Here is a 12766-nt window from a genome sequence, read left to right as displayed (position 1 = left end):
CTCCCTCCCCCGCCCAGCGGGGGAGGGTCGGGGTGGGGGCAAACAGTGCGACCCCTCACGCCTCCGCCAGCAGGTCGTCGGAATCCTCGACCCGCTTCAGCATCGACTGCCGCAGTTTCAGCAGCGCCCGATGCTCCAACTGGCGCACGCGCTCCTTGCTGACGCCCAGTTCGCGGCCGAGTTCCTCCAGCGTGGCTCCTTCCTCGCGCAGGCGGCGTTCGCGGATGATGGTGCGTTCGCGCGGGCTCAGTTCGCCCAACGCCTCCGCCAGCCACTGCGAGCGCGTGTTGGCGTCGCGCATGCCGATCACCACATCCTCCGGCGAGGGGCGCTGGTCGGCCAGGAAGTCCTGCCAGTCGTCGTCGGAGCCGTCGGCCACCGGCGTGTTCAGCGACTGGTCGGAGCCGGACAGCCGCATCTCCATCGCCTCGACCTCGGACACCTCGACCTTCAGTTCGCCGGCGATCCACTCGCGGCCTTCCCTGGTCAGCGGTGCGCCGCTGCCGTTCTGGGTGGCGCTGTCGATCTTGGCGCGCAGGCGGCGCAGGTTGAAGAACAGGGATTTCTGCGCGGCGGTGGTGCCGGTCCGCACGATCGACCAGTTGCGCAGGATGTAGTCCTGCATGGCCGAGCGGATCCACCAGGCGGCGTAGGTGGAGAAACGCACCTCGCGGTCGGGCTCGAAGCGGCTGGCCGCCTGCATCAGGCCGACATTGCCCTCCTGGACGAGATCGCCCATCGGCAGACCGTAGTTGCGGAAACGGGACGCGGTGGCCACCACCAGACGGGTGTATGCCCGAACCAGCTGATGCAGGGCGCGTTCGTCGTTGCCCTCGCGCCATTTTCGGGCGAGGTCGAATTCATGGTCGCGCGACAGCAACGGTTCGCGCATGGATGCCTTGATGAAGCTCAGATTCGCACGCTGAGTCTCCGGATCGTCGATGTATGCCATCCGTCCCTTCCTTCCCGTCTGGGCGGCATCGTGTTCCTTCGCATATCCCCGTACTATCGGGTCTTCGCCGCTTTGCCGCCTGCCCCCGGTCGATGCCGTCGGGTTACACAACAAGCATGAGCGCGCCCTGTTGCGGAATCATACGCAGGTGTAGGGACAACGGATCACAAGGGATGGACGATTTTTGCCGGAGGCCTATTCCATGGCATTCCGGAGGATGGCGCGAGCGGTATGCGGGGGCAGGAGGGACGGGCGGAAGGTCTGGGCTGGACCTAAGGGTGGGTCACACCTGGAAAAGGTCCAGCATCTCGCCGAAAGAATCGAAGCAGGCGCAGACGAGGTGCCCACCACGGCCGCAGCCGCCGTCCAGCGTCACCGTCACCGGGCCGACCTCCACGTTGGGGTCTTCGGGCGACCAGAGAGGGTTGTAGCCGCGCACGAGACGGCGGAAAGCGCCATATGGCTGGTCCAGCCGGGCGAAGGCGGCGCCGCCCCACCAGAAGGCATCGCCCTGGCCGGTCAGCGGGCGCCGCGGGTCGATGCCGGCGTTGACCAGAAGCAGGCTGCCGCCGCCCCGGCTGCTGGCGCCGGGAGTTCCGTCATCCGCCCCATCGCCGGCGGCCGGGCTTCCGACCGGCCCGCCGGTGTAGGCGGCACGGCGCAGGGCGTTGAACAGTGCCTCGTGCCCGGGATGGGCGGCCATCGACTGGCGCAGTTCGCGCGTCCAGCGGCCGAGCATCACGGCGCCGCCGCGCGCCGCCGCCATGCCCGCCTCCAGGTTGCCGCCATAGGCCGCCAGCGTCGGCGCCACGCCCTGGCGCAGCATCCAGTCCAATACGGTGCGGGGATCGGGAGCAAAGTGGAGTTGCTGCAACTTCTGCCACATCTCCTCCTGCTGGCCGCGGAGATAGACGATGTCCGACGCGATCATGCCCGGCATCGCCAGCAGCGCGATGCGGAAGGCCAGCAGCCGGTCTATGGTCTCCACCACCTCGTCGCCGAAGCCGATCATGTTGCCGAGATAGACCAGCCGGTCGCCGGGGCGGAAGCGCTGGCCGATGGCATGGTGGATCACGTCCAGCCGGTCGGGCTGGGCATGGATCGCGCCGATGGCCCAGACGCGGCGCGGACGGCCGAGCGACGCGAAGCGGCTGTCGTCCTCGACGGCGGCGACGATGGTCCCGGCATGGCGGGCGGGATGACCAAGGCGCGGCGGCAGACCCAAACTCGATCCCCTTCGACGTCGTTCGCGAAGCCGGTGTCAGCGGCCCGTCCGGTGGTGCCGGCAAGTGCCGGAGCCGGAAGGCGGCGGGGAGTTTAGGCGTGTCATGCCGCCGAAACAAAGGTGAAAAAACGAGACGGGCGCGCGGCTTGACGTAGCAGCCGCGCGCCCGTTCGTGTCACGGACGGATTTTCGGAACGTATCCTGCCCCGGCGTCAGGCCGCCTTGGACAGCACCGACTCCAGACGCTCCGTCGCCTTGGTCTCGTCGATCTTCTCGACGGCGGCCAGTTCGCGGGCCAGACGCTCCAGGGCGGCCTGATAGATCTGGCGCTCGCTGTAGGACTGGTCGGACTGGTCGGCACCGCGGTACAGGTCGCGCACCACCTCGGCGATGGACACCGGGTCGCCGGAGTTGATCTTGGCCTCATACTCCTGGGCGCGGCGGCTCCACATGGTGCGGCGGACGCGCGAACGGCCCTGCAGCGTCTCCAGCGCGACCTTGATGCGGTCCTTGGAGGACAGGCGGCGCAGGCCGGCGTTGCGCGCCTTGGTGACGGGAACCTTGAGCGTCATCCGCTCTTTCTCGAACGTGATCGCGTAGAGTTGAACCTCGAGTCCGGCGATGCTGTGGGTCTCGATCCCTTCGACCCGACCGACGCCATGAGCCGGATAAACGACGAAGTCACCGGCTTCGAAGTCAAGCTTGTTCGACATTTGGATTGGCTCTCACTTCTCGCGATCACGCCATTTTGCCGTCCCGGTGGAAGGGACGAAAAAGGACCCCGGACAGTTATGGCGCCGTGGGGATGGGGCCCATCCACGACGATCACAAAAGCCACGAGTCCTTGAGCGAAGGGAAAACCGGCAATGGCGCGGAGGCCGGCTCCGGGCGCGCATTATAGCGATGTTACGCCCGAGTTACAAAGGGAACGCGCAAGCACCCGGGCGGAAATCGTCCATCGCCCGGCCATGGCCGACCCGTCGATTTTGCATGGCAACATCGGCGGGTGCAATCGGTTGATGCGGCCCGACTCGGAAGAGTCGTGGGTTTTCCCTGGGGAAGCCCGGCAAGCCGGGCCGCATCCGCTGGTTCGGTCTCAGCCCGCCTTGGGGGAGAAGAACTTCTCGAACTTGCCGTCCACGCCCTTGAACTCGTCGGCGTCGGCCGGCGCGTCCTTCTTGCGGGTGATGTTCGGCCACTGGCCCGAATAGTCGCGGTTCAGCTCCAGCCACTTGGTCGCGCGGTCGTCGGTGTCGGGGACGATCGCCTCGGCCGGGCATTCCGGCTCGCACACGCCGCAGTCGATGCACTCGTCGGGGTGGATGACCAGCATGTTCTCACCCTCGTAGAAGCAATCCACGGGGCAGACTTCGACGCAGTCGGTGTACTTGCACTTGATGCAGCCGTCGGTGACGACGTAGGGCATGATCTCTTCTCCGCTGTTCCGGCCTGCGGTGTCGGCCGCGCGTCGCTGTTCCGGTATCGCCCCAAAGGACATCCCTGGGGGGCGGATCGAAGCCGTTTCCAAAAGGTCACGCGCGTGGCACCGGGCCGGATGGCCAACCCGCGCCTGCCTAGCACGCCGCCAACAAGCCGTTCAACCCTGCGCGTGATGTGGGCGACCCTGTCGCACCCGCAATGGTCTCACTTGCGGGTGCGCTGTCCGACACTGCCGCCAGGAAGGCGCGCAGGCTGCCCGTCTCGATGGCGTCGGCGCGGCGGACGAATTGGGTGGGCATGCGGGCCAGCGCGTCGGGCAGCGGCCGCGCCGCCAGCAACTCGCGCCAGGGATCGCGCTCCACCACCGACCGCGGCATCACCGTCACCCCCATGCCGGCGCCGACGCAGCCGAGGATGGCGTCGAGCGCGCCGAATTCCATGACGCGGAAGGGCACGCGACCGGCCTCGCGCATCGCCATCTCGGCCCGGCCGCGATAGGCGCAGGCGCGGCCGAAGACGATCAGGGTGCGCCGCGCGCTGTCGGTGGTCAGGCCGGCTGCGGGTTCGACCAGCACCAGCTCCTCGTCGAAGATGCGCCGGGCGGTCAGGTCGGGATGCTCCACCTCGCCGCCGACGAAGGCGCCGTCCAGCCGCCCGGCCAGCACCTCGGCCAGCAGGGTCTCGGTCGGGCCGGGGGCGATGGTCAGTTCCACGTCGGGATGGTCGCGGTGGAAGCGGGCCAGGATCGGCGGCAGCCGCACCGCGGCGGTCGATTCCATGCTGCCCACCGACAGCCGCCCGCCGCGCCCGGCGGCTTCCGCCACCGCGTCGCGGGCCTGGGCGACCAGCCGCAGCACCCGGTCGGCATAGCCGGCCAGCACGCGCCCGGCCGGCGTCGGCTCCATCCCGCGGCTGAGGCGCAGGAACAGGTCGACGCCCAAATCCTCCTCCAGCCGCTTGACGCGCGCGGTGACGTTGGACTGCACGCAGTTCAGCGCCTCGGCCGCCCGGCTGACGCTGCCGGTATCGGCCACCGCCTTCACCACCCGCAAACCGGCGAGATCCATCGCGACGCCTCCTGCAAACGCATGGCACCCATCACTGGAAGTGGAGCTTACCATCAGAACAATTCATTGGAAATGAGGGCCGGGCCGCAGCCATGATGGATGATCAAATCAATCGGCTGGCCGAACAGTCCCTGGTCCAACGAGCCGGCCGAAAACCGAGAGGGCGTGGATCATGGTTCGGGTGCTGGTCGGCGGCGTGATCGGGCTTGCCATCGCGATGGGGGTTGCGCGCTTCGCCTTCACCCCGATCCTGCCGGCGATGCAGGCGGCCACCGGGCTGGGGGCCGACGGCGCCGGGCTGCTCGCCTCGCTGAACTATCTGGGATATTTCGTCGGCGCGCTGGGGATGGGCCTCGTGCCGCACGGCGCCGCGCGCACCGCCGTGTTCCGGCTGTCGCTGCTGCTCAGCGTCGCCACCACTGCGGCGATGGGGCTCGACCTGGGCGATGCCGGGCAGGCGATGCCGGTCTGGCTGGTCCTGCGCTTCCTATCGGGGGTGTCGAGCGCCGGCATCTTCATCCTGGGCATCGCCATGGTGCTGGACACGCTGGCACGCCAGGGCGGGGAACGCTTCGCCGGCTGGCTCTATACCGGGGTCGGGCTCGGCATCGCCTCGTCGGGGCTGTTCGTGGCGCTGTTCGGCGGGCGGCTGGGCTGGGCCGGCGACTGGTTGGCGCTGGGGGTGATCTGCGCGGTGCTGGGGCTGCTGCCCGGCCTCTGGGTGCGCGATCCGGCGCCGCAGCCGCAGGCCGCCGCGGCCGGGACGGCGGGCAACGCCGCCGCGGCGCGGGCGGGCGGGCTGTCGGCCCCGCTTCTGCTGCTGACGCTGGCCTATTTTCTGGAGGGCGGCGGCTACATCGTGTCCGCCACCTTCCTGGTGTCGATCCTGAAGACCGATCCCGGCACCGCGGCGGTGGGCGAGGCGGCCTGGATGGTGGCCGGGCTGGGGGCGATCGGCGCCGGGGTGTTCTGGGCCGCGGTCGCCCGGCGGACCGGCAGCTGGTGGTCGCTGATCCTGGCGCACCTGACGCAGGCGGTCACCATCCTGCTGCCGATGACCGGCTCGCCGACGGTCGCCGTCGTCTCCGCCCTGCTGTTCGGCGGCACCTTCGTCGGCATCGTGTCGCAGGCCTTCGCGCTGGGACGGCAGCTGTCGGCCGGCGCATCGGCCAAGGTGGTGGGAGCGCTGACCGCCGCCTATGGGCTGGGCCAGATCATCGGGCCGCTGCCCGCCGGGCTGGTGGTGACGCACACCGGCAGCTTCAACGCCGCGCTGCTGGGGGCCGCCGCCGCCGTGCTGCTCGGCGCGCTGCTGCTGGCGGCCGGCATGGTGATCGCCGGGCGGCGGTCGTCGGCAGGACCGGCGCTGGCCACCCCCAATGCCTAGCCCAACAATTCGTAAGTATTCGTAAGGTTTGCCTGCGACAATCGGCGCCGCGCCCGCAGCAATACCGCTGTTCTCCCCCATCGTCCGCTTTGGCTACAGTCTGGTCCACAACAACCAGACCCTGGGGGAGTCCATGAAACGCAAGCTGGTTCCGGACGTCGTGAAGGCGCAGGAACTGATCCTGGTGCCGGAGGATACCTCCGTCGCCACCGTGTCGAAGATGATGGCCGACAAGAACATCGGCGCGGTGCTGGTGGTGAACCATGGCGCGCTGATCGGCATCGTCACCGAGCGCGACCTGAACAACAAGGTCCTGTCGAAGGACCTCGACCCGTCGGCGGTGGAGGTGGGGACGGTGATGACCCGCAACCCCGACAGCCTGCCGCCCGACGCCGACGCGGTCGATGCGCTGAAGCTGATGCACGACAAGCATTACCGCCACCTGCCCATCACCCAGGGCAAGCGCGCTGTCGGCATCGTGTCGATCCGCGACCTGTTCAAGGTCGCCTACGAGCACATGATGGCCGAACGCGCCGAGGCGTGATGGAAGAAGGGGGCGCCGCGCCATGCGCGCGCCCCCTTGACCTCGATGCGGCCTCAATGCCCGGGGTTCGCCTTGCGCCGCGCCAGCAGGTTCAGCGCCTCCACCAGGGTGGAGAAGGCGATGGCGAAGTACAGGTAGCCCTTGGGGATGTGGAAGCCCAGGCCGTCCGCCACCAGCGCAACGCCGACCAGAAGCAGGAAGGACAGCGCCAGCATCTTCACCGTGACGTGACGGTTGACGAAGTCGCCGACCGGGCTGGAGGCGAACAGCATCACCGCCATGGCGATGACCACGGCCGCGACCATCACCGGCAGATGGTCGGACATGCCGACGGCGGTGATGACGCTGTCGAGCGAGAAGACGATGTCCAGGAACATGATCTGGACGACCACCGAGGTGAAGGTGGCGTGCTTCGGCGCCGTGCCTCCCTCCTCATGGCCTTCGACGGTGTGGTGGATCTCCAGCGTGCCCTTGGCCAGCAGGAACAGGCCGCCCAGGACCAGGATCAGGTCGCGGCCCGACACCTCCCATCCGGCGATGGTGAACAGCGGCTGGGTCAGCTGCGCCACCCAGGCGATGGAGGCGAGCAGGGCCAGGCGCGTCAGCAGCGCCAGCGCCAGGCCAACCTGACGGGCGCGTTGCTGCTGTTCGGGCGGCAGCTTCGACGCCATGATCGAGATGAAGATGATGTTGTCGATGCCCAGCACGATCTCCAACGCGGTCAACGTCAGAAGGCTGGCCCAGACATTCGGGTCTGCGAGCAGGTCGAGCATGAAGAAGCGGGGCTCCGGCGGTCGGTGGGCGCTGTCAGGGAAATGTGCGCCGGCACCGCAAGGCGCCAGCGTGACCGCGCGCAGATGAGGTCGGTTCCCGCCCGCTGCAAGAGGGGCGGGAGCGATTTAGCCGCAGGAATTCGGTTATAGCCGCTCCGGCGGAGATGGGACGCCGGGCGGCTGATGCAAGAGGGATGATGCGGGGGCCGATCAGGATCCGAAGGCCCGGCGCCCCCAAGCCGCAGCCTCCGTCCGGCTGGTCTCGATCCGTCCGTTGTCCATCCGTCCGTTGTCGGGCCTGCCGGCCTCCATCCGGGGTGTCCAGGCGCGGCGGCGCACCGCCATCTGCAGGCGGCAATCCTGTGAGCAGTAGCGCGGCGCCGGACCGCGCGCGGACGTGCGGACGAACGGCCTGCCGCAGCAGGCGCAATAGAGAGTGGTCATGGTCGTTTCCTACGAAACGGGCGGCCGTTTGCCGGCCTTGCCCCCGCGCCGCGGGATTGAACGTCCCCGCGGCCTTGCTGATGCGTTGGCTGTATTGTGTCCAGGGGTTGCAGGCGCTGCCAGCGTTCAAAAGGCATAAGCCGCGGGAGAGGAAAGTATTCGATTCGGAAAATTCGAGCAGAGGCAGCGGCTTAGATGATCGTGCGCGTCAATTCGCCGCGTCGTGTCTGTCGGCGGCGGCATCTGCATCTTTCGCTTTCGGCGACCTCCAACGGAAGCCTGACAGTCCTATGTATTCCAATCGATCAACCGCATGGAAAGACGAGATGCGATGCTGCCGGGCATCGCGGATGCGGGCGGCCGTGAGCGGCATGGCCGTCCCGGTGGCCATCGCCATCTGAATCCGCAGCGGTTGAAGAGTGTCGGCAAGGATATCCGGCCATGGTATTTGTTTGGAGTGCGAACTTTGCGCGTCGCGTGCGGAACCCGCGGGGGCGGTGACGGGTTCTTCCCTTGCGGGGATTCGCGCGTCAGGCGCGGGACCGACTGATCGGGGGACTTGCGATGATCGACGCCATCCGCACACGCCGACGCGACCTTGCCGAAGACCTCCCGCCGGGCGGCTCCGGCAGCACCGTCCCCATCGATTTCCAGCGGCTGGAGCGGCTTCGCCGCCTGACCCGGCTGATGGACAGCCGCTGGCGCATTCCCTTCACCCGCATTCCCATCGGGCTGGACGGAATCGCCAGCATCGTGCCGGTGGCGGGGGATACCGCGACCGCCGTGGTCTCGGCCTACATCATCATGGAAGCGGCCCGCTTCGACCTGCCCAAGGCGCTGCTGGCCCGCATGGCCTTCAACGTCGCGCTGGACTGGGCGGCGGGGTCGATCCCTGTGGTGGGGACCGTGTTCGACATCGCCTTCAAGGCCAACCGGGCCAACCTGAACCTGCTGCACGAGCATCTGGAGCAGCGTCTGGCCGCAGCCGGGACGAAGCGCTGAAAGCACCGGTCCCTGTGATCTTGACGTGGATCAAGGCGGGGGTGGGGTGGCTGCGGCACTCTGTCGCTCATGAACGCCATCACCGCTCTGGCCGTACAGCCGGCCCCCGCCAATCCGTCCCATTCCCATGGTGTCGATGCCGCGCTGCTCGCCAAGTATGACGGGCTGCGGGTGCCGCGCTACACCAGCTATCCGACCGCGCCGCACTTCACGCCCGAGGTGAACGGCGAGGTCTATGGCGGCTGGCTGGAGGCGATCGATCCCGCGCGCTCCGGGTCGCTCTACCTGCATGTGCCGTTCTGCCAGAAGATGTGCTGGTACTGCGGCTGCCACACCAAGATCGTCGCCCGCTATGAGCCGATCGCCGAGTATCTCGGCCATATGCGGCGCGAGATCGCCATGGTGGCCGACCGCATTCCCGGCCGGCTGGCGGTGCGCCACATCCATTTCGGCGGCGGCACCCCGACCATGATGGCGCCCGGCGATTTCGAGGGGATGATCGCGCTGCTGCGCACCCGCTTCGACGTCGCCGCCGATGCGGAGCTGGCTGTGGAGATCGACCCCCGCACCCTGACGGCGGAGATGGCGGCGGCGCTGGGCCGCGCCGGGGTCAACCGCGCCTCGCTGGGCGTGCAGGATTTCGACGAGACGGTGCAGCAGGCGATCAACCGCGTCCAGCCGCGCGCCGTGACCGAACAGGCGCTGGCCTGGCTGAAGGAGGCCGGCATCACCAGCGTCAACCTCGACCTGATGTACGGCCTGCCGCACCAGTCGGTGGAGAGCGTCGCCCGCTCCGCCGAGATCGCGCTGGAGATGGCGCCCGACCGCCTGTCGGTCTTCGGCTACGCCCATGTGCCGTGGATGAAGACCCACCAGAAGAAGATCGACGAATCCGTGCTGGCGGACTCGCTGGGACGGTGGGAGCAGTTCGCCGCCATCGGCGACACGCTGGCCGCCGCCGGCTACAGCGCCATCGGTCTCGACCATTTCGCCCGTCCCGGCGACGAGCTGGCGGTGCAGCAGGAGGAAGGGCGGCTGGGCCGCAATTTCCAGGGCTACACCACCGACGACGCCGAGGTTCTTCTGGGTTTCGGTTCCTCCTCCATCGGCGCGCTGCCGCAGGGCTATGTGCAGAACGCCGTTCCCTTCGACCACTACGCCGCCGCCGTCGAGGAAGGCCGCCTGCCCACCGGCAAGGGCATTGCGCTGACCCTGGACGACAAGGTGCGGCGCGACCTGATCATGCGGCTGATGTGCGACCTGTCGGTCGACACCGCCGCCATCGCCCGTGCCCACGGGTTGGCCGAGTCCGCCTTCGACGCAGAACTGGAGGGCATGGCCGATCTGGTCGCCGACGGCGTCGCGGTGGTGGAGGGACGGCGTGTCCATGTGCCGGAGAGCGCCCGCCCCCTGATGCGCATCGTCGCCGCCCGCTTCGACACCCACCTGTCCAAGGGTGCCGGCCGGCACAGCCGGGCGGTTTGAGGGCCGGGCGGTCTAACGGGCGTTTCCAAAAGAAAAGGCGGCCGGCGCCACCCGCCGACCGCCTTTTCCCGTGCCGCGCATCCGAACCCACACGTCTACGCGGCAACCTCGTCGATGCCTTGTATCGAAGTTCGCTCTGCGACATGGCCGTCCGGCCGGTGTCGGAGCTGTGCCCGATTGTCGAGATACGCAGGCCGGGGGTGAATTCCTGCGCTCCGGCTTCGGGTCCGACCGCCCCAAAAAGCGCATAGCGATCCTGGTTGCGCTGCGGTGGCGAAGAGGAGCCTGCCTCCTGTATGGTCGCGCCGAAGGCCCCGCGGCCTTTCCTGCCTTCACCCTGCCCCCTCCAAGGTGAGCGATGATCCGGCGTTTGCGTACCCTTCCGCTGATGGTGGCCCTGGTCACGCTGACGGTTCCCGGCTGCATGCCGTACCAGCGCATTCCCAACCCCCCGACCGTGCGCACCGCGCCCGACGGCGGGGCCGGGCTGGAGCCGATGTATGGGGAATGGCAGGTGGACAGATCGACCCCGGTCTATGCACAGCCCGCCGCCGGGTCGGGCGTCGTCGCCACGCTGGGCGCCGGGCAGGCGGTCAGCACGCTGGGCCGGGTGCGCAACAGCGATTGGGTGGCGGTGAAGGCCGGCGGCTCCACCGCCTATGTCCGGCTGCACCTGCTCAGCCTGAAGGGCAACACGCCGCGCGGCAGCCGCGGCACCTCCACCACCCTGGAAAAGCCCGTCGACAATGCCGGCCCGACCATCAAGGCGGCACCGCGCGGTAAGATCGGCGCCACACCCATCGCCAACTGACCTGGGCGATCTGGTCCCGGCACATCCGGTCCCAGGATCCTATCCCAACACAAGACAGGAGTCGCAGACTCCCCCCTCGACAAGGCTCCGTGATAGAACATATCAGGAACATATGCCTGTCGAGCGGAGCCGAGTCATGTCCACCCTGCCGTCCCCTTCCGTGCCTGCGGACTCTGCGCCGCGCGATCGTGCCAGCGTGCTGGCCGACCTGCGCGCACACATCCGGCGGATCGAGGGGACGGGCGGGGAGGGCGGGCGGACGCTGCCGTTCGGGGTGGAGGCGATCGACGCGCATCTGCCCGACGGCGGCTTGCCGCTGGGCTGCCTGCATGCGGTGACGGCGGAGGATCCGGGTGCGGGTACCGGCTTCGCCGCCACTCTGCTGGGCCGGCTGGCGACGCCGAAGGCTCCGGCATTGTGGATCCTGCGGGGGCGCGACCTCTATGCGCCGGGTCTGGCGGCCCATGGGCTGACGCCGGACCGGCTGGTGGCGGTGCGGGCGGTGCGGGCGGTCGATGCGCTCTGGGCGATGGAGGAGGCGCTGCGCTGTTCCGCCCTGTCGGCGGTGCTGGGCGAGTTGGAGGGGCTGGACCTCACCGCCAGCCGGCGGTTGCAGCTGGCCGCCGAGTCGTCGGGGGTGACCGGTTTCCTGCTGGACCTGAGCGCCGGAGCGCCAGCCTGCAGGAACAGGCGGTGGAGCGATAAGGGGCCGGAGGGGCTCAGCGCCGCGGTGACCCGCTGGCGGCTGGATGCGGCACCCAGCCAGGATGAGGAGGAGGACAGGGCCCCGCGCCCGGCCGGAGGCCTGCCGGGATTGGGAGCGCCGCGCTGGTCCGTCGCGCTGGAACGCTGCCGTGGCGGCCGTCCGGGCCGCTGGACCCTCATCCGCGAGGAGGAGGGCTGGCGCGATGCCGGAGATCCCAACACCGGAGAACCCAACATCGGAGATCCCAGGGCCGGAAACCGGTGGCAGATGTCCGACACCCGACAGTCAAGCCGGGAAAGCGGCCTGTCGGGTCACCGCCCGGCTGCCGCCGGCCGGTGAGTGCCGTCAGGAGTTGCCGCTCAGTAGTCGGTCGCCCAATCGGGCTCGCGGCGGGCGGCCTGTTCCGATTCGTCGGGCTCGGTCATCCAGCGCGGGTCGTCAGCGTCCAGCGGCGCGTACAGCGGCAGCTGGCGGGCGAATTCCGCCGTGTCGGCATCGCGGCGCTGCTTCAGCAGGCGGTCGGCAAGGTGGGCGGGCAGCATGGCAGGTCTCCTTCTGAGCGCCGGATGGCACCGCGGATCAGCCTGACAAAGGCCGGTCCTGGCCCACCCGTCGTCCTGTTTGCCTGGATATTAACTACGCAAGTTCCAGGCCAGCTGTTAAGCGCGTCACACGAGGTCCATGACACACGAATAAGTCTCTACAAACGGTTTATACGAAGCCACTTTGAACCCAGATGAACCGGTATGACACGGGGTGTGGTTGGGGGGATCTGTCGTACATGCCGTGGCGGCGGTCACCGTTCGGTCGGCAGCCGCCGCTCTGCGAGTGAGATGTGTTCCCTTCCGCGCCATTCCAACCCATATTCGCGGCCAATCCTCTTCAAGGAATGCGTACCTCCCATGCACAGCGCCCCCGCCCCCGAATCTT

At 68.6% G+C, this 12766-nt stretch carries 15 protein-coding genes; 6 read left to right on the top strand and 9 right to left on the bottom strand.

All coding sequences use genetic code 11. From position 1 onward, the window contains the following. Positions 1–55: 55 nt before the first annotated feature. From ACWPKK_RS11245 to ACWPKK_RS11225, 5 genes are all read right to left on the bottom strand, one after another. Entirely contained in the window at positions 56–952 is an 897-nt protein-coding gene (locus ACWPKK_RS11245; protein WP_324868823.1) for an RNA polymerase factor sigma-32, read from the bottom strand. Between the two features lie 283 nt (positions 953–1235). After that, a complete protein-coding gene (locus tag ACWPKK_RS11240) occupies positions 1236–2177 on the bottom strand; it encodes a hypothetical protein (protein ID WP_452003820.1) in 942 nt (313 codons plus the stop codon). Between the two features lie 212 nt (positions 2178–2389). After that, a complete protein-coding gene (locus ACWPKK_RS11235; RefSeq protein WP_014248912.1) occupies positions 2390–2890 on the bottom strand; it encodes a CarD family transcriptional regulator in 501 nt (166 codons plus the stop codon). Positions 2891–3273: 383 nt separating this feature from the next. Next, positions 3274–3603 carry a ferredoxin FdxA gene (fdxA, locus tag ACWPKK_RS11230; RefSeq protein ID WP_063635431.1) on the bottom strand — a complete coding sequence of 110 codons (330 nt, stop codon included), beginning with the start codon at positions 3601–3603 and terminating at the stop codon, positions 3274–3276. Between the two features lie 148 nt (positions 3604–3751). After that, positions 3752–4684, bottom strand: a complete 933-nt coding sequence (locus ACWPKK_RS11225) for a LysR substrate-binding domain-containing protein (RefSeq protein WP_452003816.1) — start codon at positions 4682–4684, stop codon at positions 3752–3754. A gap of 172 nt (positions 4685–4856) precedes the next feature. Between ACWPKK_RS11225 and ACWPKK_RS11220 the strand changes: the two genes are divergently transcribed. Next, positions 4857–6071: a YbfB/YjiJ family MFS transporter gene (locus ACWPKK_RS11220; protein ID WP_452003813.1), complete on the top strand. Its 1215-nt coding sequence runs from the start codon at positions 4857–4859 to the stop codon at positions 6069–6071. Positions 6072–6204: 133 nt separating this feature from the next. Further along, on the top strand, positions 6205–6615 hold the full coding sequence (locus ACWPKK_RS11215; RefSeq protein WP_310111485.1) for a CBS domain-containing protein: 411 nt from the start codon (positions 6205–6207) through the stop codon (positions 6613–6615). Positions 6616–6668: 53 nt separating this feature from the next. Here the strand turns inward: ACWPKK_RS11215 and ACWPKK_RS11210 are convergent, their stop codons facing one another. The 3 genes from ACWPKK_RS11210 to ACWPKK_RS11200 all read right to left on the bottom strand — a co-directional run bounded on the left by ACWPKK_RS11210 (position 6669) and on the right by ACWPKK_RS11200 (position 8229). Continuing rightward, entirely contained in the window at positions 6669–7388 is a 720-nt protein-coding gene (locus tag ACWPKK_RS11210) for a TerC family protein (protein ID WP_452003809.1), read from the bottom strand. Positions 7389–7598: 210 nt separating this feature from the next. After that, positions 7599–7832, bottom strand: a complete 234-nt coding sequence (locus tag ACWPKK_RS11205; protein ID WP_452003806.1) for a hypothetical protein — start codon at positions 7830–7832, stop codon at positions 7599–7601. Positions 7833–8040: 208 nt separating this feature from the next. Continuing rightward, positions 8041–8229: a hypothetical protein gene (locus ACWPKK_RS11200; protein WP_452003803.1), complete on the bottom strand. Its 189-nt coding sequence runs from the start codon at positions 8227–8229 to the stop codon at positions 8041–8043. A gap of 167 nt (positions 8230–8396) precedes the next feature. On the opposite strand from ACWPKK_RS11200, the gene ACWPKK_RS11195 reads away from it, so the two are divergent. The 4 genes from ACWPKK_RS11195 (at position 8397) to ACWPKK_RS11180 (ending at position 12175) form a co-directional block, all read left to right on the top strand. Then, positions 8397–8834 carry a DUF4112 domain-containing protein gene (locus ACWPKK_RS11195; RefSeq protein ID WP_324868816.1) on the top strand — a complete coding sequence of 146 codons (438 nt, stop codon included), beginning with the start codon at positions 8397–8399 and terminating at the stop codon, positions 8832–8834. 69 nt (positions 8835–8903) lie between these two features. Further along, positions 8904–10319, top strand: a complete 1416-nt coding sequence (hemN, locus tag ACWPKK_RS11190; RefSeq protein WP_452003800.1) for an oxygen-independent coproporphyrinogen III oxidase — start codon at positions 8904–8906, stop codon at positions 10317–10319. Between the two features lie 358 nt (positions 10320–10677). Then, positions 10678–11130 carry an SH3 domain-containing protein gene (locus tag ACWPKK_RS11185; RefSeq protein ID WP_452003797.1) on the top strand — a complete coding sequence of 151 codons (453 nt, stop codon included), beginning with the start codon at positions 10678–10680 and terminating at the stop codon, positions 11128–11130. A 136-nt stretch (positions 11131–11266) separates the two neighbouring features. Beyond that, a complete protein-coding gene (locus ACWPKK_RS11180) occupies positions 11267–12175 on the top strand; it encodes an ImuA family protein (protein WP_452003794.1) in 909 nt (302 codons plus the stop codon). A gap of 20 nt (positions 12176–12195) precedes the next feature. Here ACWPKK_RS11180 and ACWPKK_RS11175 read toward each other — a convergent pair whose 3' ends face one another. After that, positions 12196–12378: a hypothetical protein gene (locus tag ACWPKK_RS11175; RefSeq protein WP_324868812.1), complete on the bottom strand. Its 183-nt coding sequence runs from the start codon at positions 12376–12378 to the stop codon at positions 12196–12198. Positions 12379–12766 lie beyond the last annotated feature (388 nt).

The sequence above is a fragment of the Azospirillum largimobile genome (assembly GCF_977007025.2).
This window is presented reverse-complemented; position numbering and strand designations above follow the sequence as displayed.

What these genes read in the sequence shown, in the direction of transcription:
- ACWPKK_RS11220 (WP_452003813.1), top strand. Translation starts at nt 4,857, where the DNA reads ATGGTTCGGGTGCTGGTCGGCGGCGTGATCGGGCTTGCCATCGCGATG.
- ACWPKK_RS11205 (WP_452003806.1), bottom strand. Translation starts at nt 7,832, where the DNA reads ATGACCACTCTCTATTGCGCCTGCTGCGGCAGGCCGTTCGTCCGCACG.
- ACWPKK_RS11175 (WP_324868812.1), bottom strand. Translation starts at nt 12,378, where the DNA reads ATGCTGCCCGCCCACCTTGCCGACCGCCTGCTGAAGCAGCGCCGCGAT.
- ACWPKK_RS11235 (WP_014248912.1), bottom strand. Translation starts at nt 2,890, where the DNA reads ATGTCGAACAAGCTTGACTTCGAAGCCGGTGACTTCGTCGTTTATCCG.
- ACWPKK_RS11245 (WP_324868823.1), bottom strand. Translation starts at nt 952, where the DNA reads ATGGCATACATCGACGATCCGGAGACTCAGCGTGCGAATCTGAGCTTC.
- ACWPKK_RS11195 (WP_324868816.1), top strand. Translation starts at nt 8,397, where the DNA reads ATGATCGACGCCATCCGCACACGCCGACGCGACCTTGCCGAAGACCTC.
- ACWPKK_RS11200 (WP_452003803.1), bottom strand. Translation starts at nt 8,229, where the DNA reads ATGGCGATGGCCACCGGGACGGCCATGCCGCTCACGGCCGCCCGCATC.
- fdxA (WP_063635431.1), bottom strand. Translation starts at nt 3,603, where the DNA reads ATGCCCTACGTCGTCACCGACGGCTGCATCAAGTGCAAGTACACCGAC.
- ACWPKK_RS11215 (WP_310111485.1), top strand. Translation starts at nt 6,205, where the DNA reads ATGAAACGCAAGCTGGTTCCGGACGTCGTGAAGGCGCAGGAACTGATC.
- ACWPKK_RS11225 (WP_452003816.1), bottom strand. Translation starts at nt 4,684, where the DNA reads ATGGATCTCGCCGGTTTGCGGGTGGTGAAGGCGGTGGCCGATACCGGC.
- ACWPKK_RS11180 (WP_452003794.1), top strand. Translation starts at nt 11,267, where the DNA reads ATGTCCACCCTGCCGTCCCCTTCCGTGCCTGCGGACTCTGCGCCGCGC.
- hemN (WP_452003800.1), top strand. Translation starts at nt 8,904, where the DNA reads ATGAACGCCATCACCGCTCTGGCCGTACAGCCGGCCCCCGCCAATCCG.
- ACWPKK_RS11210 (WP_452003809.1), bottom strand. Translation starts at nt 7,388, where the DNA reads ATGCTCGACCTGCTCGCAGACCCGAATGTCTGGGCCAGCCTTCTGACG.
- ACWPKK_RS11185 (WP_452003797.1), top strand. Translation starts at nt 10,678, where the DNA reads ATGATCCGGCGTTTGCGTACCCTTCCGCTGATGGTGGCCCTGGTCACG.